Source organism: Aeromonas sp. PS2Canimalfood6 (genome assembly GCF_048276795.1).
Taxonomy (GTDB): Bacteria; Pseudomonadota; Gammaproteobacteria; order Enterobacterales; family Aeromonadaceae; genus Aeromonas; species Aeromonas caviae.
On sequence record NZ_JBLUXC010000005.1, the window covers coordinates 105,010 to 124,925 of the forward strand.

Below are 19,916 nucleotides of genomic sequence, written 5' to 3' on the forward strand. Positions count from 1 at the left end.
GCAGGGGCGCTGAAGGCTGGCGACCCAACGACAGGGATAAAAAAACCGACTCCAGGGAGTCGGTTTTTTGTTGGGCGGTTATCAGGCGGTCACGGCATCGGCCTGGGTAGCTTGTGCTTCCGGCGCCGGGTTGCGAATGAGGTAATCAAACGCACCCAGGGCGGCGGTGGCACCTGCCCCCATGGAGATGATGATCTGCTTGAACGGCACCGTGGTGGCATCCCCTGCGGCATAGACGCCGGGCAGGGAGGTGGCACCCTTGGTGTCGATCTCGATTTCGCCAAAGCGGGTCAGGGCCACTTCGCTCCCCTTGAGGAACTCGGTGTTCGGCACCAGACCGATCTGGACGAAGATGCCGGCTACCGCCAGATGCTTGATCTCGCCGGTAGTGCGATCTTCGTAGTCCATGCCCACCACCTTGCTGCCGTCGCCGATCACTTCGGTGGTGCGGGCGCTCATGATGATGTCAATGTTGCCCATGGAGCGGGCCTTCTTCTGCAGCACGTCGTCGGCACGCAGGGTATCGGCGAACTCCACCACGGTGACGTGCTCGACGATGCCAGCCAGATCGATGGCCGCCTCGATGCCGGAGTTGCCGCCCCCGATCACCGCAACCCGCTTGCCCTTGAAGAAGGGGCCGTCACAGTGGGGGCAGTAGGCCACACCCTTGGTACGGTACTCGAGTTCACCCGGCACGTTCAGGTCGCGCCAGCGGGCACCGGTCGCCAGGATCACGGCGCGGCTCTTCAAGGTGGCACCGGAGGCGAGGTCCACGTTGACGTAACCATCCTTGCTGATGGCGGCGGCACGCTGCTCGGTGATCACTTCCACGCCGTACTGCTTGACGTGCTGCTCCAGGCTGGCGGCCAGCTTGGGGCCCTCGGTGTAGGGCACGGAGATGAAGTTCTCGATGCCGACGGTGTCCATCACCTGGCCACCGAAACGCTCGGCGACAATGGCGGTGCGAATGCCTTTGCGGGCGGCATAGATGGCCGCGGCGGCGCCGGCCGGGCCACCGCCCACCACCAGCACGTCATAAGGCGCTTTTTCGCTCAGCTCTTGCGCCTTGCGCTCGGCAGCGCCGGTGTCGAGTTTGGCGACGATCTCTTCCAGCGAAATGCGGCCCTGGCTGAACGGCTGACCGTTCAGGTAGACGTTCGGGACCGCCATGATTTGACGCTCGTTCACCTCATCCTGGAACAGGGCACCGTCGATCATGGTGTGGGTGATGCCGGGATTCAGGGTGGACATCAGGTTCAGGGCCTGTACCACGTCCGGACAGTTGTGGCAGGAGAGGGAAATATAGGTCTCGAAGTGGAACTCGCCCTTGAGGTTCTTCACCTGCTCCAGCACGGCCGGATCGGCCTTGGAGGGGTGACCGCCGCTTTGCAGCAGGGCGAGCACCAGGGAGGTGAATTCATGACCCATGGGAATGCCGGCAAAGTGCACGCGCGGGGTCTGGCCCTGGGGCGCGATGCTCATGGAAGGCTTGCGGGCGTTACGACCATCGGTCAGGGAAATTTTGGGGGACATCTCGGCGATCTCGCTGGCCAATGCCAGGAGTTCGGCGGATTTGTCGCTGTCATTGCCGGACACGCTGATCTCGATGGGATTGACGATGTACTGCAAGTAACCGTTGAGTTGTTGTTTGAGGTTGGTATCTAACATGGTCGAATTCCTTCTTGCTGAATGCGGGTCGGCACGATGACCGGATACAGAAAACAGAGGTCCACACAGCAGACCGGCGCATTTTCTGAGGGCCGTAAACAAGACCGGCCCTTGAACGGGCCGGTCTTCAGAGCGGGGAGGCTTAGATTTTGCCTACCAGATCCAGGGACGGGGCCAGGGTGGCGTCGCCTTCTTTCCACTTGGCCGGGCACACTTCACCCGGGTGGGAAGCAACGTACTGGGCAGCCTTGACCTTGCGCAGCAGTTCCAGTGCGTCACGGCCGATGCCGCCAGCGTTGATTTCAACGATCTGGATGACGCCTTGCGGGTCGATGACGAAGGTACCGCGGTCAGCCAGGCCAGCTTCTTCGATCATCACGCCGAAGTTGCGGGTGATGGTGCCGGTGGGGTCGCCGATCATCGGGTACTGGATCTTCTGGATGGTGTCAGAAGTGTCGTGCCAGGCCTTGTGGGTGAAGTGGGTGTCGGTGGAGACGGCGTAGATCTCGACGCCCAGCTTCTGGAATTCGGCGTAGTTGTCGGCCAGGTCGCCCAGCTCGGTCGGGCAGACGAAGGTGAAATCAGCCGGGTAGAAGAACACCACGGACCACTTGCCTTTCAGGTCAGCGTCAGACACCTGAACGAATTTGCCATTGTGGTAGGCGGTGGCGTTGAACGGCTTGATTTCAGTGTTGATGTAGGTAGACATGTATTTGCTCCTTGGTGATGTACATATGCCTGTCTGGTGTTGAAGAGTCGTGCCAGACGAGGCGCTTAACTTTCGATGGAGTCATCATAGTGACTTTTTCTAATCGGTCAAAGCCACAATTTTGAATCACATAAATCTATTTATTAGATAGATCATCACAACTGTACCTAACATGAATATCTCAGGCCTTCGGAGATAACTCATTGTCGAAGTTCAATTTCTGTCCTGCATGTCACATTTTCAAGGGCTGGGCCGGATTTGTTTTCATTGCGTGAGCAGAGAAGGGGGCAGACGAGGCGGCGCAGTAGAAAAAAGAGGGATAAAAAAATCCCGGCGCCGTCGCACAGACAGGGCCGGGTCATCAAACAAGGAATGGCGATAAATATGCTTTACAGCAAAGACTAACTACGGGGTGTGCAAACTTGCAGACATATGAAGAGAAGATGGCGGGTGCACAATCCTCATCTCCTCTTCGGCAACCATTGCATGGTGGGCATCATAGTGTGATGAATGTCACAACGCAAGTTTTGTGGTGTAATTTTACAGTCAAATTGAAAGTGTTTCACTTGAATAGCCGTTTAATTAGGCTGAAAACGCTTTTATTGTAATTTTATTACATAATTTTAAGATCAAAAGTCGGTTGGGGGCTCCTGCTCCTCCATCAGCTCCAGCAGATTGATGGCCACGGCGATGAAGTCCGACTCGGTGACGATGCCAACCAGCTTGCGCCCCTTGAGTACCGGCAGACAGCCATATTTGTGGCGCTGCAGATACAGAGCTGCCTCCTTGATGCCGGCGTGGGGATCCACGCTCGCCACCTGACGGGTCATGATCTCGTCGAGCTGGACGCTGTCGGTGAACTCCGCCTCCCGCTCCGGATTGATCAGCAGCAGCTTGGATTCACGGGTGGCCAGGATGTCCGAGAGGGTGACCAGACCGAGCAGATGCTGGTGTTCATCGACGATGGGAACGTGACGGATCCGCTCCTGCTGCATCAGCTCCATCGCCTGCTTGACGCTGTTTTCCGGACCCAGGGTAAAGGGGTGTTCAGTCATGATCTCGGAGAGGGTCATCATGGTGGGCCTCCTTGTGTGTCTGCTTCCACCCTAGCCCAGCCCCCGTCGCCAGAACATGATCGGGGTCAATACAAAACCTTAAAGGTTTTTTAACGGGCCCAACCTCACAAAATGGCCCGCTATCCCTTGTCTTCCTTGGGTTTTTAGTCTTTTGGGTTGCCTTGGAAGAGGGGGATAACTAGACTAGCCGCCGATTCCCCCGAGGTGAAAGATGCAAGTATCCGATTTTCATTTTGATCTGCCAGACGAGCTGATTGCCCGCTACCCCATGGCGGAGCGTACCGCCAGCCGCCTGCTGCAGCTCGATGGTCAAACCGGCGCCCTGCGCCACGGTCATTTTGTCGATGTGCTTGACCAGCTCAACCCCGGCGATCTGCTGGTGTTCAACAATACCCGGGTTATTCCGGCCCGCATGTTTGGCCAGAAGGCCAGCGGCGGCAAGCTGGAGGTGCTGGTGGAGCGCATTCTGGACGAGCACAGCGTGCTGGCGCACGTCCGCTCGTCCAAGTCCCCCAAGCCAGGTACCCGTCTCCTTCTGGATGGCGGTGCCGACGGCGTGCCCGTCGAGGCCGAGATGCGTGCCCGCCACGACGCTCTGTTCGAGATCCACTTCCTCGACCCGCGCCCTGTGCTGACCATTCTGGATGCCATCGGCCACATGCCGTTGCCTCCCTATATCGACCGCCCCGACGAGGATGCCGACAAGGAGCGCTACCAGACCGTCTACAACCAGAAGCCGGGTGCCGTGGCGGCGCCGACCGCCGGTCTGCACTTCGACGAGCCGCTGCTCGAGCAGATCCGTGCCAAGGGCGTGGAGATGGCCTTCGTGACCCTGCACGTGGGGGCGGGCACCTTCCAGCCGGTGCGCGTCGACAAGATTGAAGATCACCACATGCACTCGGAATACGCCGAAGTGCCCCAGGAGGTGGTGGATGCCATCGCGGCGACCCGCGCCCGCGGCGGTCGGGTGGTTGCGGTGGGCACCACGTCGGTACGATCCCTCGAGAGCGCAGCCAAGGCGACCCTGGCCCAGGGCAAGCCGCTGGCGCCCTTCTTCAATGACACCGACATCTTCATCTTCCCCGGTTACGAGTTCCAGGTGGTCGATGCCATGATCACCAACTTCCACCTGCCCGAATCCACCCTGATCATGCTGGTCAGCGCCTTTGCCGGCTATGACAACGTGATGGCCGCCTATCAGGCCGCCGTGGCGGGACAGTATCGTTTCTTCAGCTACGGGGACGCCATGTTCGTCACCCGTCGCCGGGTGCAGGGTTAAGCCTTGCCCTTCAGAAGTCGTTCAGGCTCTGCTTGTCAGTATGCCGGCCGGCTTCATATTACCGGGCCCCTCGGGCCCTTTGTTGTCAGACTGTTTCTCTGACTGAATAGAGGTAGCAATGAAATTTGAATTGAAAACCACCGATGGGCGTGCCCGTCGCGGTCAACTGGTGTTCGAGCGTGGTGTGGTCCAGACCCCGGCCTTCATGCCGGTCGGCACCTACGGCACCGTCAAGGGGATGACACCGGAAGAGGTGCGTGAGACCGGTGCCCAGATCCTGCTTGGCAACACCTTCCACCTCTGGCTGCGCCCGGGTCAGGAAGTGATGCGCGCCCACGGCGATCTGCACGACTTCATGAACTGGCAGGGGCCCATCCTGACCGACTCCGGTGGTTTCCAGGTGTTCAGTCTGGGGCACATCCGCAAGATCACCGAGGAGGGGGTGCACTTCCGTCATCCCATCAACGGCGAGAAGATCTTCCTCGACCCCGAGAAGTCCATGGAGATCCAGTACGATCTGGGTTCCGACATCGTGATGATCTTCGACGAGTGCACCCCGTACCCGGCCACTTACGAGGAAGCGCGCAAGTCCATGGAGATGTCCCTGCGCTGGGCCAAGCGTTCCCGTGACAAGTTCGATGCACTCGGCAACAAGAACGCCCTGTTCGGCATCATCCAGGGTTCTGTCTACGAACCGCTGCGGGATGTGTCGCTGGACGGTCTCCTTGAGATCGGCTTCGACGGTTACGCGGTCGGCGGTCTTGCCGTGGGTGAGCCCAAAGAGGACATGCATCGCATCCTTGACCATGTCTGCCCGAAAATTCCGGCCGACAAGCCGCGCTACCTGATGGGGGTGGGCAAGCCGGAGGATCTGGTGGAAGGGGTGCGCCGCGGTATCGACATGTTCGACTGCGTGATGCCGACCCGCAACGCCCGCAACGGTCATCTCTTTACCACCGATGGCGTGGTCAAGATCCGCAACGCCAAGTACCGGGAAGACACCAGCACCCTGGATGCGGACTGCGATTGCTACACCTGCAAGAACTACACCCGCAGCTATCTGTACCATCTGGACAAGTGCAACGAGATCCTCGGTGCCCGTCTGAATACCATCCACAACCTGCGTTATTACCAGCGCGTGATGCAGGGTTTGCGGGACGCGATCGAGCAGGGTAAATTAGACGACTTTGTAACTGAGTTTTACCGTCGGCAAGGGAAGCCTGTGCCTCCACTGGCTGAAAATGACGTGAAATAACAACGACATATAAGTTAGTATTCAAATCTACATCAATAAGAGGTTGTTAAATGAGCATTATCTCCAAGGCGTATGCAGAAGGCGCGGCTCCGGCAGCACAGGGTGGTGGCATGGAAATGATCATCATGCTGGCCGTGTTCGGTCTCATCTTCTACTTCATGATCTACCGTCCCCAGGCCAAGCGTGCCAAGGAGCATCGCAATCTGATGAGCTCCCTCTCCAAGGGCGACGAAGTGCTCACTTCCGGTGGCCTGGTCGGCAAGATCGCCAAGGTTTCCGCCGACAGCGACTACATTGTGCTGGCCCTGAACGATCAGACCCAGGTCACCATCAAGCGTGACTTCGTCTCTGCCGTTCTGCCCAAGGGTTCTATCCAGTCCCTCTAATCTCCCGAGGAGCACAGCGTGTTAAATCGCTATCCGCTGTGGAAATACCTGATGGTGATCGTCGTGATCGCCATCGGTTTTCTATATGCAGCCCCCAATCTTTACGGCGAAGACCCGGCCTTGCAGGTCTCTGCCAGCCGTGGTGCCGAAGTCAAACTAGAAACCCTCGATCAGGTGAAGGAAACCCTCGACGAGGCGAAGATCCCGGTCAAGCATGCGGCGTTCGAGCACGGCTTCATCCTGATCCGTTTCAACAACACCGAAGACCAGCTCAAGGCGCGCGACATCGTGGCCAACAAGCTGGGCGACAATTTCATCACCGCCCTCAACCTGGCACCGTCGACCCCCGCCTGGCTTGAGGCCATCGGCGCGGCGCCCCTGAAGCTCGGTCTTGACCTGCGGGGCGGTGTGCACTTCCTGATGGAAGTGGACATGGCCGAAGCGCTGGCCAAGCAGCAGGAACAGATGGTGCAGGATTTCCGCGCCGAGCTGCGCACCCAGAAGATCCGCTACTCCGGTGTACGCCGGGTCGGGGATCAGGTGCAGGTGGTCTTCCGTGACGAGGCCGATCAGGCCAAGGCACTCTCCTTCCTGCGTCGCCAGAATGCGGATCTTGTCTTCACCACCGACCAGAAAGGGGATGACTTCATCCTGCTGGCCACTCTGAGCGAAGCCAAGGTCAAAGAGGTGAAGAAGTATGCCCTCGAGCAGAACATCACCATCATCCGCAACCGGGTGAACGAACTGGGTGTGGCCGAGCCGCTGGTCCAGCAGCAGGGCGGTGAGCGTATCATCGTCGAGTTGCCGGGGATCCAGGACACCGCCCGTGCCAAGGAGATCCTGGGTGCCACCGCGACCCTGGAGTTCCACATGGTCGATGAGGCTGCCGATATCCAGGCCGCTGCCGCAGGCCGCGTGCCGCCGAGCTCCAAGGTCTACAACGATCGCAACGGTCGTCCCGTGGTACTGCAAAAGCGCGTGATCCTGACCGGTGACCACATCGTGGGTGCCCAGTCCGGTTTCGATGAATACAGCCGTCCCCAGGTCAACATCAAGCTCGATGGTCAGGGTGGCAACAAGATGGCCAACTTTACCAAGGACAACGTTGGCAAGGGCATGGCGACCGTCTTCATCGAGTACAAGCCGGTGGGTCAGCCTGGTCCGGACGGCAAGCGCAAGTTCCGCAAGCAGGAGGAGGTGATCAACGTCGCCACCATCCAGTCTCGCCTGGGTAGCCAGTTCCGCATCACCGGGATCGACAACGCCAACGAAGCCCACAACCTGGCGCTGCTGCTGCGTGCCGGTGCCCTGATTGCCCCCATTCAGATCGTCGAAGAGCGCACCATAGGCCCGAGCCTGGGTCAGCAGAACATCGACAGCGGGATGGAAGCCATCGGCTGGGCCATGCTGGTGATCGTGCTCTTCATGGGGATCTACTACCGTGCCTTCGGCTGGGTGGCCAATCTGGCGCTGACCATGAACCTGGTGCTCATCGTCGGTATCATGTCGATGATCCCGGGGGCCACCATGACCCTGCCGGGCATCGCCGGTATCGTGTTGACGCTGGGGATGGCGGTGGATGCGAACGTACTGATCTACGAGCGTATTCGTGAAGAGATCCGCAATGGTCGCGGGGTGCAGCAAGCCATTCACCTGGGCTTTGACCGCGCCTTCTCCACCATCGCCGACTCCAACATCACCTCGCTCATCACCTGCGTGATCCTGTTCGGTATCGGTACCGGTGCCATCAAGGGCTTCGCCCTGACCCTCGGGATCGGCCTGACGGCGTCCATGTTCACTGCCATCACGGTATCCCGCGCCATCATCAACCTGGCCTGGGGTGGACGGCGCATCGACAAGCTGCCGATCTAAGGAAGAGACATGTTTCAAATTCTACATTTTGAAAAGCCCATCCCCTTCATGCGTTTCGCCAAGCTGGGTATGGTCCTCTCTGCTCTGGTAACGGTGCTCGCCCTCTACGTTCTGTACGATCGTGGCCTGAACTGGGGGCTGGACTTCACCGGCGGTACCACCATCGAGGTGGGGTTCCAGCAGTCGGTGAGCCTGGACAAGATGCACGAGGCGCTGGATCAGCAGAAGATTGACGGGGCGACCCTGCAGTTCTTCGGCTCCAGCCGTGATGTGCTGGTGCGCATGGCCCCGCAAGAGGGCGTCAAGGTCGAGCAGCAGGGCAACGAGGTCCTGGCGGCCGCCAAGTTGGTCGACGAGAGCGCCGTGCTCAAGCGTGTCGAGTTCGTCGGTCCCTCCGTGGGTGACGAGCTGGCCACCGACGGTGCCCTGGCCATGCTGGCCTCCATCATCTGTATCCTGATCTACGTGGCGGTGCGCTTCGAGTGGCGTCTGGCCACGGGGGGCATCCTCTCCCTGGCTCACGACGTGATCATCACCCTCGGCATCTTTGCCTACTTCCAGTTCGAGTTCGACCTGACCGTGCTGGCGGCGCTGATGACGCTGGTGGGGTACTCCCTGAACGACACCATCGTCGTGTTCGACCGGGTGCGGGAGAATTTCCGCAAGGTACGCCGTGGGGACACCGCGGAGATCATGGATCTCTCCATGACCGAGACCCTGAGCCGGACCATCATCACCTCGGGGTTGACCTTCGTGGTGGTGGTGGCGCTGCTGCTCAAAGGCGGGCCTCTGATCCACGGTTTCTCCATCGCCATGGTGATCGGGGTGGCCTTCGGGACCTACTCCTCCATCTATGTGGCGAGCGCCTCAGCCATGTTCCTCGGGATCAAGCGGGAGCACATGCTGCCGACCCAGGTGGAAAAAGAGGGCGCGGATCAGCAAGAGATCCTGCCGTAACAGAAAAGGGCGCCGCAAGGCGCCCTTTCTCTTGTGGCCGGGGTGAGTCATGATGCTCCCCACAACCCAGCATCCATTATCCAAAGCAAGGAGCAAGCCCATGCAACACAATCCCCGTTTTCTGGCCCTGGTAGAGGCCATCCGCCCGCAGGTGCAGGAAACCGATGTGCACCAGATCAAGCGCTGGCAGGATGAGGGCCGAGCATTTCATCTGATCGACGTGCGCGAAGAGAGCGAGTGGGCCAGGGGCCATCTGCCGGGGGCCACCTATCTCGGGCGCGGGGTGATAGAGCGTGACATCGAGACCCGGTATCCGGATCCCGACACCGAACTCTACCTCTATTGTGGTGGGGGATTTCGCTCCATCCTGGTGGCGGATAACCTGCAGAAGATGGGTTATTCCCGGGTCGTCAGCGTCGATGGAGGCTTTCGCGGCTGGAGCGATGCCGGATACCCTGTCGAATCCTGATTTATTTGAGGGAGAGGGGCTGCGCCACATGACAAACGGCCCCGTGATCTTTACCATATGCGGGGTCAAGCGTAAGCGTCGGAGTGTTCATTGAACGTCAGGATAGGGATTGGATACCTCACGGGTATCCTGTTGTTGCTCCCCTTGTGGGGTTGCAGCAGTAGCAGTCAGGTAAAAGCGCCTCAAGTTCCCAAGCCGCAACCCGCTTCACTGGTATTGGCGACCCCCTTGCAGGTCTCCTACCAGAGCGAGTTGGCGTTGGCGCGACTCGGGCAGATGCTCAGTGAAATGGAATTGACGACCGAACAGCGGGCAGAACTCTTCTATGAGCGTGCCGTGGTGTTTGACCGGGTGGGCTTGCGTTCCCTGGCGCGACTCGACTTCAACCGCGCCCTGCGGGAGAAGCCGGATTTTGCCGAGGCCTACAACTTCATCGGTGTCTATCTGGTTCAACAGCAGAACTACGACGAGGCCTATGAGGCGTTCGACTCCGCCCTGGAGCTTGCCCCGGATTACGACTACGCCTATCTCAACCGGGGAATCGCGCTCTATTACGGCAATCGCCCCGAGCTTGCCGCGGCGGATATGAAGCGCTTCTACGAGGCGCAACCGGAAGACCCTTATCGGGTGATCTGGCTCTATCTGGCCGAGCAGAAGCTCAACGGACCGGCGGCCATGAGCCGGATGCGCGAGCGGCTCAACAAATATGACGACGACGCCTGGAACTGGGATCTGGTGCGCCTCTATACGGGCGACATCAATGCCACCCAGTTGATGAGCAACGTGGTGAAAGGGGTCAAGGACAACAGGGAGCTCGCCGAGCGCCTGTGCGAGACCTACTTCTACCTCGGCAAGTTCGAGCTGGCCAAGGGTAACCGCAAGGAAGCCATCAGCTACTTCAAGCTGGCGCTGGCCAACAACGTCTATGACTTCATCGAGCATCGCTATGCCTTGCTGGAGCTGGAACTGATGGCGCGCAAGCCCCAGCCACCCGGAGCCCAGGGCAAGAGCGGCAAAGCGTGACTAAACGGGTTTGAACCCCATGAAAAAGGCCTCTTGACGAGGCCTTTTTTCTGTCTGGTGACACGGGGTGTGCCGCTACTCCACCAGGCTCATGCCGGGGATCTGGCGCCAGTAACCGTTGCAGTCCCGCTCCTGCAGCAGGGGCAGGGGGGCCATCCCCTGTTCGTTGGCCTTGAAGCGCTCCAGCATCGCCAGGGTCTCCATGCCTTCGGGCGAGAGGCGCACCACATCCACCAGGCCCTCCATCCCCTTGAGCTCGTTGCCCAGGTTGTAGCAGTAACCGGACTGGGTCTGGATGCCGTTGAGGTTGAACACCTTCTGCCCCTCGCGACTGCTGGCAAGCCGACCGGTGGGGTAGTGGATGCAGGCCAGTTCGCAGTTGTCCTTGGGCCGGTCGAGGGAGCGGGCGGTGAAGCAGCGTGCCGAGTAGGCGAGCGGCAGATGACCATAGGCGAACACCTCCACCTCGAACTGCTGGCGTTCCCTGCCCAGATCCTGATTGAGCTGCATCAGCCAGTCGCGGGAGAGCTCCACCGGCATCACCCAGCGCTGCATCCCCTGTTTAAGCAGCATGCGCAGCACGTCGGCGTTGTAGGCGTTGATGGCGGGGCCGCAGACGAACGGCAGCCCGGCTTCACTGGCGAGCTGGACCGCCCCCAGATCGTTGGCCTCGATCATCAGCTCGCCGTTGTCGATCAGTCGCTTGACCTCCTTGAGCTCGGAGGGGGCAGAGATCAGCGCCAGCGTGGAGAGCACCGCCTGCCTGCCCGAGGCGGTCACCTGACGGGCGAGGGCAATCCAGTCATCCACTTTCAGTTCACGCCGCTTGCTGCAGACGGTCTCCCCCAGATAGACGATGTCGGCCTGGCTGGCGGCGGCCGCCTGATAGAAGGCCTGGGTGTCGGCCTTGGGCCAGTAGAAGAGCAGGGGGCCGAGAGAGAATTTCATGAACAGGGCTCCTTATTGCCACTGGCGATGATAGGCACCGAGGGTGGTCTGGCTCCCCTCGGAGACACGGGCGAGCTGGGCATCCCACTCAGCCTTGACCTGATAGGCCTCGGGGTTGGCCTGATAGGCGTCGATGGCGGCGCGCCAGACCCGGGTCACCTGCTCCACATAGGCGGGGCTGCGCTGGCGCCCCTCGATCTTGACTGACTGGATGCCGGTCTGGCACAGCTCGGGCAGGAGGCCGAGGGTGTTGAGGCTGGTGGGCTCCTCCAGCGCGTGATAGGTCTGGCCATCCACCTCGAAGCGCCCCTTGCACAGGGTCGGGTAGCCGGCGTTTTCCCCCGGGCCGTAACGATCGATCAGCACCTCGTTGAGGCGGGATTCGAGGCCGCTCGGGGTCTCTTCCCAGCGTACGAACTTGGCCGGTGAGCAGGCGCCGACGGTGTTGGGGCTCTCGCCGGTCATGTAGGAGGAGAGGTAGCAGCGCCCTTCCGCCATGATGCAGAGGCTGCCGAAGGCGAACACCTCGAGGCCGACGTCGGTCTCGCGGGCCAGCTGCCTGACCTGATGCATGGAGAGCACCCTCGGCAGCACCACCCGGCCGACGTTGAAGTGCTGCTGGTAGAAGCGGATGGCAGCGGCGTTGGTGGCGCTGGCCTGGACCGAGACATGCAGCTCCATGTCGGGATGGCGGCGGCTGGCATAATCGAGCACGGCGAGATCGGCGATGATCAGGGCATCTGCACCGAGCGCCACCCCTTTGTCCACGGCCTGCTTCCAGCGGGCATCGGAGCCCGGGTGGGCAAAGGTATTGATGGCGATGTGCAGCTTGCGGCCATGCTGGTGGACATAGTCAACCGCTCTTTCCAGCTTGCTGTCGGTGAAGTTGAGCCCGGCGAAGTGGCGGGCATTGGTGTCATCCTTGAAGCCGATGTAGACCGCATCGGCCCCGTTATCCACGGCTGTCTTCAGTGCCGGCAGGCTGCCTGCCGGGCAGAGTAATTCCATCGGGTACGCTCCGAGAGGGCAAAAATGCAAAGTGGCCCGATTGTATTCATGCTTGCGCCCCCGCTTTTTGACCTGAGGCAGCTTTAGGTGGCTTTACCCTTCTTGAGGTAAGTGGGCACAAGTTTGATTTTCAACAGGATCTTGCCGAAGGGGCTGTGCTTGAATGCGCAAAAAACTGGGAGTTTATCGTGTTTCAACATCTGCAACGTCGCCTGGTTGAACAGGCACCCCGTCTCTTGCGCCACCCCCTCAAGCTGGTGCCCTTCCCGCTGCAACAAAACCTGATGGAGGCCCTGCTGGGCAGGGTATTCCGGGAGGCCATCGAAGAGGGGGAATTTGCGTTTCTTGCGGGCAAGTGGCTGAAAGTGGAAGTCAGCGATCTGGGGCTATGCTGGTTTATCAGCGAGCGGGAGGGCAAATTGGTGGTGGCAAGGAAGTGTGAGCACGCCGATGTCTGTTTCAGCGGCAATAGCCAGGATCTTGTTCTGATCGCCGGGCGCCGTGAAGACCCGGATTCCCTCTTCTTCCAGCGCCGGCTGAAGATAGAGGGGGATACCGAGTTGGGCCTGGAGGTGAAAAATCTGATGGACAGCCTGGATCTGGACGGGCTGGGATTGATGAAATACCCCCTGATGGATTTGGCGAGCTTTATCGAGCGGGCCCGCGAGACGCACGTGCCCACTGCCGCGACAATGGGCTGAGCCGTTTTCTTGCCCGAGTGCTGCGGAACAGGTGAGCTTGAGCCGCAGTACCCCACTGTCAGCGTGACCACGCAGGGTGGGAAGGCGTCATCTGCCTGTTTGTGCAGAAATGCCTGGTCGGAAGCGGTGCCAAAATAGCGATTGGTTATGTTACAATTGCGCGCCATTTTTGACTGAAGATTGACTGGGCATGTTGGATCAGATTCGTATCGTGTTGGTAAACACCTCTCACACCGGCAACATGGGATCCGCAGCGCGGGCCATGAAGACCATGGGGCTGACTCAACTGGTGCTGGTCGATCCCCAGACCCAGCCGGATGAGGAGGCCGTCGCCCTGGCGGCGGGGGCCAGCGATATCCTGGCTCGCGCTCGTATCGTGCCGACCCTGGATGAAGCCATTGCCGACTGTGGTCTGGTCATCGGCACCAGTGCCCGTTCCCGCACCTTGAGCTGGCCCATGCTGGATCCCCGTGAAGCGGGCGAGAAGCTGGTTGCCGAGGGCATGGAGCACCCGGTCGCGCTGGTGTTTGGCCGTGAACGCACCGGCCTCACCAATGACGAACTGCAAAAATGCCACTTCCATGTGGCCATTCCCGCCAATCCAGAATACAGCTCCCTCAATCTGGCCATGGCAGTGCAGACCCTTTGTTACGAGGTGCGGATGCGCTGGCTGGAAGTACAGAACCAGGAGCATTCGGCCCCGGAGGATGAGCGGGTCGAGTACCCCAGCGCCCAGCAACTGGAAGGGTTTTATCAGCATCTGGAGCAGACGTTGCAAAAGACGGGATTCATTGCCGATGACCATCCAGGCCATGTGATGAGCAAACTGCGTCGTCTGTTCAATCGGGCCAGACCCGAAGCGGTGGAGTTGAACATCCTGCGGGGCATTCTCACCTCTGTCCAGAAGTCCAGGGCACAGGATTAATCCCGACTGATTTACTCAAGCATATACTTGACTGATTTAGTCGGGTATGTGACCATATGCCACATATTGATTGGTTCGCAAGACGGTAAGGCATATGAGACTGACCTCAAAAGGACGTTACGCGGTGACAGCCATGCTCGACGTGGCGTTGCATGCAGAGCAGGGGCCCGTGCCCCTGGCTGATATTTCAGAGCGCCAGGGCATCTCCTTGTCCTATCTGGAACAACTGTTTGCCCGTCTGCGCAAGCATGGTCTGGTGAGCAGCGTACGTGGCCCCGGTGGCGGCTATCGCCTCGGTCTGGCCCCTGGCGAGATCTCGGTCGGTCAGGTGATCACCGCGGTCGATGAATCGGTCGATGCGACCAAGTGCCTCGGCAAAGGGGGCTGCCACGGTGGTACCCAGTGCCTGACCCACTCCTTGTGGCGGGATCTGAGCGAACGCATCTCCAGTTTCCTGGGGGATATCACCCTGGCCGAGCTGGTTGGTCAGGCCGATGTGCGCCGTATCGCCGGCAAGCAAGATGAACAAATGAAGACCGTGTTGTCCCTGGTTGATCGGGCCGAACGCGGTGATGTGAGCTTGAAAGTCCAACTATAAACGTGCTTTCCACGACGAGTCGCTGTGTGACCCCGTCGTAACGGAGAAAAAGATGAAACTGCCTATTTACCTTGATTATTCGGCAACCTGTCCGGTGGACCCGCGTGTCGCAGAAAAAATGATGCAGTGCCTCACCATGGACGGCCTGTTCGGCAACCCAGCCTCCCGTTCCCACCGTTTCGGCTGGCAGGCCGAAGAGGCGGTGGATCTGGCCCGTAATCAAGTGGCAGAGCTGATCGGCGCGGACCCGCGCGAGATCGTCTTTACCTCCGGTGCGACCGAGTCCAACAACCTGGCCATCAAGGGCATTGCCCATTTCTACGCCGGCAAGGGCAAGCACATCGTCACCTCCAAGACCGAGCACAAAGCTGTGCTGGATACCTGCCGCCAACTGGAGCGTGAAGGCTATGAGGTGACCTACCTCGAGCCCATGCCCAACGGCCTGTTCACTCTTGAGCAGATCGAAGGCGCCCTGCGTGATGACACCATCCTGGTCAGCATCATGCACGCCAATAACGAGATCGGGGTGGTGCAAGACATCGCTGCCATCGGCGAGCTGTGCCGTTCCCGCAAGATCCTGCTGCACGTGGACGCCGTCCAGAGCGTGGGCAAGATCCCGGTCGACGTGGAAGCACTCAAGGTTGATCTGCTCTCCATGTCCGCCCACAAGGTATACGGCCCGAAAGGCATTGGCGCCCTGTATGTGCGCCGCAAGCCCCGTGTTCGTCTGGAAGCCCAGATGCACGGCGGTGGCCACGAGCGCGGCATGCGCTCCGGTACCCTGGCAACCCACCAGATCGTCGGCATGGGGGAAGCCTTCCGCATCGCCAAGGAAGAGATGGCGAGCGAGAGCCAGCACATCATGGCCCTGCGCCAGCGTCTGTGGGATGGCATCAAGAACATCGAAGAAGTCTATATCAACGGGGATCTGGATCAGCGTGTACCGGGTAACCTGAATGTCAGCTTCGCCTATGTGGAAGGGGAATCCCTCATCATGGCACTGAAGGATCTGGCGGTCTCTTCCGGTTCTGCCTGTACTTCGGCCAGCCTGGAACCTTCCTACGTGCTGCGCGCCCTGGGTCTGAACGACGAGCTGGCACACAGCTCCATCCGTTTCAGCATCGGTCGCTTCACCACCGAAGAAGAGATCGACTACGCAATCAAGCTCATCTGCGACTCCATCGGTCGTTTGCGCGAGATGTCCCCCCTGTGGGAGATGTTCAAGGATGGCGTCGATCTGAACACGGTCGAATGGGCACATCACTGATCCTTGCCTGCATGGCAAGGGTCTGGTGAACAACGGAATTAGCAGGAGTTAGATATGGCTTACAGTGAAAAAGTAATCGACCACTACGAGAATCCCCGCAACGTCGGTGGTTTTGACAAGAACGATCCCAGCGTCGCCACCGGCATGGTCGGTGCACCGGCCTGTGGTGACGTCATGAAGCTGCAACTGAAGATCAGCGATGATGGCATCATCGAAGATGCCAAGTTCAAGACCTACGGCTGTGGTTCCGCCATCGCCTCCAGCTCCCTGGTGACCGAGTGGGTCAAGGGCAAGACCCTGGACGAAGCGGCCGGTATCAAGAACACCGACATCGCCGAAGAGCTGGCGCTGCCGCCGGTGAAGATCCACTGCTCCATTCTGGCGGAGGATGCCATCAAGGCCGCCATCGCCGATTACAAGCAGAAGAAAGGTCTTTAAGGTCCGGAGAGCAGTATGGCCATAACCATGACAGATGCCGCAGCGGCGCGGGTTTCCTCCTTCATGATCAACCGGGGCAAGGGCATCGGCCTGCGCCTCGGCGTCAAGACGACCGGCTGTTCTGGCCTTGCCTATGTGCTCGAGTTCGTGGATGAGCTGGCTGCCGAGGATCAGGTGTTCGAGCAGAAAGGCGTCAAGATCATCGTGGATGCCAAGAGCCTGATCCACCTGGATGGCACCGAGCTGGACTTCGTGAAGGAAGGCCTCAACGAGGGCTTCCAGTTCAACAACCCGAATGCCAAGGGCGAATGTGGTTGTGGCGAAAGCTTCAGCGTGTAAGTGGTTCGATTGACCGATCGCCCATGTTTGCAACGCCTCGCAGCCCCAAGGGTGAGCCCTGTTGCGGCGAGTCTCTTGTGATCAACACCTTGCTCATCAACACAGTGGTGTGGACGCCAGTCCATGCCACTGCTTTCAAGTTCAAGACGAGTGTGGTTGCACTCCCAGCGCTATTGTCTGAGGACGAAGGATGAATCATTTCGAGCTGTTCGGGCTGGTTGAGGGCTTCGAGCTCGATACTCGCCAACTGGCTGACACCTATCGTCAGCTGCAGACCCAGTTCCATCCCGATCGTTTTGCGACTGCCCCCGAGCGGGAGCAGCTTGCTGCCGTGCAGCGTGCTGCCCAGATCAACGATGCGTTTACCACCCTCAAGGCCCCCTTGCGCCGAGCCGAGTACCTGCTCTCCTTGCGGGGCACAGATATTCGCGGCGAGCAGCAGACACTGCAAGATCCTGCCTTTCTGATGCAACAGCTGGAGTGGCGAGAGCGGCTGGCTGATCTCAAGGGCGACGCCGACCCTGAGGGCGCCATCAAGGATTTTCGCCAGGAGATCAGGCATGATCACCAGGCGTTGATGCAACGGCTGACCGACTCTCTCACCAGGGATGAGGATCTGCAGGCGGCGGATTGCGTTCGCAAGCTCAAATTTGTCGACAAGCTCCTCGAGGAGCTGGAACGATTCGAAGACTCGCTGTTCGAGTCTTGACCCTCTAACGCAGGAATTGTGATTACCCATGGCATTACTGCAAATTGCCGAGCCAGGCCAGAGCGCCGCACCTCACCAGCATAAACGTGCCGTCGGCATCGATCTTGGCACCACCAACTCCCTGGTCGCCGCCGTGCGCAGCGGCCAGGCCGACACCCTCTGTGACGAGCAGGGGCGTGATCTGCTGCCTTCCGTGGTCCATTACCAGGCCGATACCATCCGGGTTGGCTTCGATGCCAAGCGTGAGGCGGCCCTCGATCCCCACAACACCATCGTCTCGGTCAAGCGGATGATGGGCAAGGCGCTGGCCGATATCGATACCCGTCAGCAGCCTTACGAGTTCGTGGCTACCGAGACGGGCATGCCCCAGTTGCAGACCCGCCAGGGGCTGGTCAACCCGGTGCAGGTCTCGGCCGAGATCCTGAAAAAACTGGCCGAGCGCGGTGCCGCGTCCCTCGGGGGAGACCTCGACGGCGTGGTCATCACGGTGCCCGCCTATTTTGACGATGCCCAGCGTCAGGGCACCAAGGACGCGGCCAGACTGGCCGGTCTGCATGTACTGCGGTTGCTCAACGAACCCACGGCGGCGGCCATCGCCTATGGCCTCGACTCCGGCCAGGAAGGGGTGATCGCCGTCTATGACCTGGGTGGCGGAACCTTCGATATCTCCATCCTGCGCCTGCATCGCGGGGTGTTTGAGGTGATGGCCACCGGTGGCGACTCGGCACTCGGTGGTGACGATTTCGACCATCTGCTGGCGGACTGGCTCAAAGAGCAAGCCGGGTTGTCCGGTCAGCTCGATGCCCGTACCCAGCGCGAGTTGCTGGATGCGGCGGCCAGCATCAAGCACGGCCTCACCGATGCCGATGCCGTTTCCTGCACCTTTGCCGGCTGGCAGGGTACCGTCACCCGCAGCCAGTTTGACGAGCTGATCCAGCCCTTGGTCAAGCGCACCCTGCAGGCCTGTCGGCGCGCCCTGCGCGATGCGGGTCTCGAGCAGGAAGAGGTACTGGAAGTGGTGATGGTCGGTGGCTCGACCCGGGTGCCGCTGGTGCGCGAGCGGGTGGGCGAGTTCTTCGGCCGCACCCCCTTGACCAGCATTGACCCTGACAAGGTGGTGGCCATCGGTGCCGCCATCCAGGCCGACATCCTGGTGGGCAACAAGCCCGACGCCGAGATGCTGCTGCTGGACGTCATCCCGCTTTCCCTCGGTCTTGAGACCATGGGCGGCCTCGCCGAGAAGGTGATCCCGCGCAATACCACCATTCCGGTGGCCCGCGCCCAGGAGTTCACCACCTTCAAGGATGGCCAGACCGCAATGGCCATCCACGTGGTGCAGGGAGAGCGCGAGCTGGTGGCCGATTGCCGCTCCCTGGCCCGCTTCACCCTGACCGGCATTCCGCCCATGGCGGCGGGGGCGGCCCATATTCGCGTTACCTTCCAGGTGGATGCGGACGGTCTGCTGTCGGTCAGCGCCATGGAGAAATCCTCCGGCGTGCAGGCCGAGATCCAGGTCAAGCCCTCCTATGGACTGGGTGAGGATGACATCCTCAACATGCTGAGCGCCTCCATCGCCAATGCCCAGCAGGACATGGATGCCCGCATGTTGGCGGAGCAACAGGTCGAGGCCGACCGGGTGGTTGAGAGCCTCAACGCCGCCCTGGCCGCCGATGGCGAGGCGTTGCTGAGCCCCACCGAGCGGGCCGAGCTGGATGCCGCCATCGCCCATCTGCTGACTATGCGCAGCACGGGCACCACCAATCAGATCAAAGAGGCCATCGAGGCGGCGGACGCTGCCAGTGGCGAATTTGCAGCCCGCCGGATGGATGCCTCCATCCGCAAGGTACTGACCGGACAAAACGTCAACAAGGTGTGATATGCCAAAACTGATTATTCTGCCCCATCCCGAGCTCTGTCCGGACGGCGCGGCCCTCGAAGGTGCGACCGGTGAAACCATTCTGGATATCGCGCTGCGCAACGGCATCGAGATCGAGCACGCTTGCGAGAAGTCCTGTGCTTGTACTACCTGCCATTGCGTGGTGCGGGAAGGGTTCGACTCCCTCGAGCCGAGCGACGAGCTGGAAGACGACATGCTGGACAAGGCGTGGGGGCTGGAGCCGGAATCCCGTCTCAGCTGCCAGGCCAGACTGGCGGATGAGGATCTGGTGGTGGAACTGCCCAAGTACACCCTGAATCTGGCGTCCGAGCGCCACTGATGACCCCTTAATTACACATGAGTGAATTGCGCGTGCAGCATCTCATGGTGCAGTAATGATATGGTGAAGGCCG

21 protein-coding genes are annotated in these 19,916 nt (G+C 60.2%); 16 read left to right on the forward strand and 5 right to left on the reverse strand.

Annotated features, from left to right (window positions below; all coding sequences use genetic code 11):
• Window positions 1-81: 81 nt before the first annotated feature.
• From ahpF to ACNPAA_RS03975, 3 genes are all read right to left on the reverse strand, one after another.
• A complete protein-coding gene (gene ahpF / locus ACNPAA_RS03965; RefSeq protein WP_045524414.1) occupies window positions 82-1,668 on the reverse strand; it encodes an alkyl hydroperoxide reductase subunit F in 1,587 nt (528 codons plus the stop codon).
• A 142-nt stretch (window positions 1,669-1,810) separates the two neighbouring features.
• Window positions 1,811-2,377, reverse strand: a complete 567-nt coding sequence (ahpC, locus tag ACNPAA_RS03970; protein WP_010675074.1) for an alkyl hydroperoxide reductase subunit C — start codon at window positions 2,375-2,377, stop codon at window positions 1,811-1,813.
• Between the two features lie 629 nt (window positions 2,378-3,006).
• Complete coding sequence (locus ACNPAA_RS03975) at window positions 3,007-3,453, reverse strand: CBS domain-containing protein (RefSeq protein ID WP_010675073.1); 447 nt, start codon at window positions 3,451-3,453, stop codon at window positions 3,007-3,009.
• Window positions 3,454-3,664: 211 nt separating this feature from the next.
• Between ACNPAA_RS03975 and queA the strand changes: the two genes are divergently transcribed.
• The 7 genes from queA (at window position 3,665) to nlpI (ending at window position 10,694) form a co-directional block, all read left to right on the forward strand.
• Window positions 3,665-4,732 carry a tRNA preQ1(34) S-adenosylmethionine ribosyltransferase-isomerase QueA gene (gene queA / locus ACNPAA_RS03980; RefSeq protein ID WP_010675072.1) on the forward strand — a complete coding sequence of 356 codons (1,068 nt, stop codon included), beginning with the start codon at window positions 3,665-3,667 and terminating at the stop codon, window positions 4,730-4,732.
• 118 nt (window positions 4,733-4,850) lie between these two features.
• Entirely contained in the window at window positions 4,851-5,987 is a 1,137-nt protein-coding gene (gene tgt, locus ACNPAA_RS03985) for a tRNA guanosine(34) transglycosylase Tgt (RefSeq protein WP_010675071.1), read from the forward strand.
• 50 nt (window positions 5,988-6,037) lie between these two features.
• A complete protein-coding gene (gene yajC / locus ACNPAA_RS03990) occupies window positions 6,038-6,373 on the forward strand; it encodes a preprotein translocase subunit YajC (RefSeq protein WP_010675070.1) in 336 nt (111 codons plus the stop codon).
• Window positions 6,374-6,391: 18 nt separating this feature from the next.
• Complete coding sequence (secD, locus tag ACNPAA_RS03995; protein WP_103242988.1) at window positions 6,392-8,245, forward strand: protein translocase subunit SecD; 1,854 nt, start codon at window positions 6,392-6,394, stop codon at window positions 8,243-8,245.
• 9 nt (window positions 8,246-8,254) lie between these two features.
• On the forward strand, window positions 8,255-9,202 hold the full coding sequence (secF, locus tag ACNPAA_RS04000) for a protein translocase subunit SecF (protein ID WP_103242989.1): 948 nt from the start codon (window positions 8,255-8,257) through the stop codon (window positions 9,200-9,202).
• Between the two features lie 100 nt (window positions 9,203-9,302).
• A complete protein-coding gene (locus ACNPAA_RS04005; protein WP_039038735.1) occupies window positions 9,303-9,671 on the forward strand; it encodes a rhodanese-like domain-containing protein in 369 nt (122 codons plus the stop codon).
• 90 nt (window positions 9,672-9,761) lie between these two features.
• The gene (gene nlpI / locus ACNPAA_RS04010) at window positions 9,762-10,694 is read left to right on the forward strand and encodes a lipoprotein NlpI (protein WP_280520777.1); all 933 of its coding nucleotides are present in this window, start codon (window positions 9,762-9,764) and stop codon (window positions 10,692-10,694) included.
• A gap of 75 nt (window positions 10,695-10,769) precedes the next feature.
• Here nlpI and ACNPAA_RS04015 read toward each other — a convergent pair whose 3' ends face one another.
• Window positions 10,770-11,642: a U32 family peptidase gene (locus ACNPAA_RS04015; protein ID WP_417891603.1), complete on the reverse strand. Its 873-nt coding sequence runs from the start codon at window positions 11,640-11,642 to the stop codon at window positions 10,770-10,772.
• Between the two features lie 12 nt (window positions 11,643-11,654).
• Window positions 11,655-12,650, reverse strand: a complete 996-nt coding sequence (ubiU, locus tag ACNPAA_RS04020; protein WP_114522769.1) for a ubiquinone anaerobic biosynthesis protein UbiU — start codon at window positions 12,648-12,650, stop codon at window positions 11,655-11,657.
• A 188-nt stretch (window positions 12,651-12,838) separates the two neighbouring features.
• Between ubiU and ubiT the strand changes: the two genes are divergently transcribed.
• The 9 genes from ubiT to fdx all read left to right on the forward strand — a co-directional run bounded on the left by ubiT (window position 12,839) and on the right by fdx (window position 19,843).
• Window positions 12,839-13,351, forward strand: coding sequence for a ubiquinone anaerobic biosynthesis accessory factor UbiT (gene ubiT / locus ACNPAA_RS04025; RefSeq protein ID WP_114522784.1), 513 nt, complete (start codon window positions 12,839-12,841; stop codon window positions 13,349-13,351).
• A gap of 190 nt (window positions 13,352-13,541) precedes the next feature.
• A complete protein-coding gene (gene trmJ / locus ACNPAA_RS04030; protein ID WP_114522770.1) occupies window positions 13,542-14,276 on the forward strand; it encodes a tRNA (cytosine(32)/uridine(32)-2'-O)-methyltransferase TrmJ in 735 nt (244 codons plus the stop codon).
• Between the two features lie 94 nt (window positions 14,277-14,370).
• Window positions 14,371-14,874 (forward strand): Fe-S cluster assembly transcriptional regulator IscR, encoded by a 504-nt coding sequence (gene iscR, locus ACNPAA_RS04035; RefSeq protein WP_025327241.1) that lies wholly within the window; start codon window positions 14,371-14,373, stop codon window positions 14,872-14,874.
• A 52-nt stretch (window positions 14,875-14,926) separates the two neighbouring features.
• The gene (locus ACNPAA_RS04040) at window positions 14,927-16,141 is read left to right on the forward strand and encodes an IscS subfamily cysteine desulfurase (protein ID WP_010675060.1); all 1,215 of its coding nucleotides are present in this window, start codon (window positions 14,927-14,929) and stop codon (window positions 16,139-16,141) included.
• Between the two features lie 54 nt (window positions 16,142-16,195).
• A complete protein-coding gene (iscU, locus tag ACNPAA_RS04045) occupies window positions 16,196-16,579 on the forward strand; it encodes a Fe-S cluster assembly scaffold IscU (RefSeq protein ID WP_010675059.1) in 384 nt (127 codons plus the stop codon).
• Window positions 16,580-16,594: 15 nt separating this feature from the next.
• On the forward strand, window positions 16,595-16,918 hold the full coding sequence (gene iscA / locus ACNPAA_RS04050) for an iron-sulfur cluster assembly protein IscA (RefSeq protein ID WP_010675058.1): 324 nt from the start codon (window positions 16,595-16,597) through the stop codon (window positions 16,916-16,918).
• 190 nt (window positions 16,919-17,108) lie between these two features.
• Window positions 17,109-17,627, forward strand: coding sequence for a co-chaperone HscB (gene hscB / locus ACNPAA_RS04055; protein ID WP_417891604.1), 519 nt, complete (start codon window positions 17,109-17,111; stop codon window positions 17,625-17,627).
• Between the two features lie 28 nt (window positions 17,628-17,655).
• Entirely contained in the window at window positions 17,656-19,503 is a 1,848-nt protein-coding gene (gene hscA, locus ACNPAA_RS04060; protein WP_201955889.1) for a Fe-S protein assembly chaperone HscA, read from the forward strand.
• A 1-nt stretch (window position 19,504) separates the two neighbouring features.
• A complete protein-coding gene (fdx, locus tag ACNPAA_RS04065) occupies window positions 19,505-19,843 on the forward strand; it encodes an ISC system 2Fe-2S type ferredoxin (RefSeq protein WP_005299781.1) in 339 nt (112 codons plus the stop codon).
• The last annotated feature ends 73 nt before the right edge of the window (window positions 19,844-19,916 follow it).

What these genes read in the sequence shown, in the direction of transcription:
- ACNPAA_RS04015 (WP_417891603.1), bottom strand. Translation starts at nt 11,642, where the DNA reads ATGAAATTCTCTCTCGGCCCCCTGCTCTTCTACTGGCCCAAGGCCGAC.
- tgt (WP_010675071.1), top strand. Translation starts at nt 4,851, where the DNA reads ATGAAATTTGAATTGAAAACCACCGATGGGCGTGCCCGTCGCGGTCAA.
- hscA (WP_201955889.1), top strand. Translation starts at nt 17,656, where the DNA reads ATGGCATTACTGCAAATTGCCGAGCCAGGCCAGAGCGCCGCACCTCAC.
- queA (WP_010675072.1), top strand. Translation starts at nt 3,665, where the DNA reads ATGCAAGTATCCGATTTTCATTTTGATCTGCCAGACGAGCTGATTGCC.
- fdx (WP_005299781.1), top strand. Translation starts at nt 19,505, where the DNA reads ATGCCAAAACTGATTATTCTGCCCCATCCCGAGCTCTGTCCGGACGGC.
- iscU (WP_010675059.1), top strand. Translation starts at nt 16,196, where the DNA reads ATGGCTTACAGTGAAAAAGTAATCGACCACTACGAGAATCCCCGCAAC.
- ACNPAA_RS04005 (WP_039038735.1), top strand. Translation starts at nt 9,303, where the DNA reads ATGCAACACAATCCCCGTTTTCTGGCCCTGGTAGAGGCCATCCGCCCG.
- hscB (WP_417891604.1), top strand. Translation starts at nt 17,109, where the DNA reads ATGAATCATTTCGAGCTGTTCGGGCTGGTTGAGGGCTTCGAGCTCGAT.
- trmJ (WP_114522770.1), top strand. Translation starts at nt 13,542, where the DNA reads ATGTTGGATCAGATTCGTATCGTGTTGGTAAACACCTCTCACACCGGC.
- secF (WP_103242989.1), top strand. Translation starts at nt 8,255, where the DNA reads ATGTTTCAAATTCTACATTTTGAAAAGCCCATCCCCTTCATGCGTTTC.
- yajC (WP_010675070.1), top strand. Translation starts at nt 6,038, where the DNA reads ATGAGCATTATCTCCAAGGCGTATGCAGAAGGCGCGGCTCCGGCAGCA.
- ACNPAA_RS03975 (WP_010675073.1), bottom strand. Translation starts at nt 3,453, where the DNA reads ATGATGACCCTCTCCGAGATCATGACTGAACACCCCTTTACCCTGGGT.
- ahpF (WP_045524414.1), bottom strand. Translation starts at nt 1,668, where the DNA reads ATGTTAGATACCAACCTCAAACAACAACTCAACGGTTACTTGCAGTAC.
- iscR (WP_025327241.1), top strand. Translation starts at nt 14,371, where the DNA reads ATGAGACTGACCTCAAAAGGACGTTACGCGGTGACAGCCATGCTCGAC.
- ACNPAA_RS04040 (WP_010675060.1), top strand. Translation starts at nt 14,927, where the DNA reads ATGAAACTGCCTATTTACCTTGATTATTCGGCAACCTGTCCGGTGGAC.
- ahpC (WP_010675074.1), bottom strand. Translation starts at nt 2,377, where the DNA reads ATGTCTACCTACATCAACACTGAAATCAAGCCGTTCAACGCCACCGCC.
- iscA (WP_010675058.1), top strand. Translation starts at nt 16,595, where the DNA reads ATGGCCATAACCATGACAGATGCCGCAGCGGCGCGGGTTTCCTCCTTC.
- ubiU (WP_114522769.1), bottom strand. Translation starts at nt 12,650, where the DNA reads ATGGAATTACTCTGCCCGGCAGGCAGCCTGCCGGCACTGAAGACAGCC.